Annotated in this window: 1 protein-coding gene; it reads right to left on the bottom strand. The window is 40.4% G+C overall.

The features are described 5' to 3' along the window. On the bottom strand, positions 1 to 240 hold a 240-nt coding region (locus AC2FA3_RS15600; protein ID WP_490510390.1), incomplete at both ends, for an extracellular solute-binding protein.

Consider the following 240-nt stretch of genomic DNA (forward strand, 5'->3'; position numbering starts at 1 on the left):
TGTAGGAGCATTGTCCTTATCCATTGCAGATGTAAGAGTTTCTTCATACTTACCTTCGGCAGCAGTCTGAACTTTAACCTTAACACCTGTTTCCTTTGTGTATTCCTTAGCTAATTTCTGCCAAGCCTGATCCTGTTCAGGTTTAAAGTTTAGATAATAAACCTGACCTTTAGCACCACTACTGTCCTTATCGTTAGAACTTGAAGTGCCACAACCAGCTAAACAAGTAGCTGCCATCAT

This window comes from Janibacter sp. CoH_79_TC_3 (genome assembly GCF_058197955.1).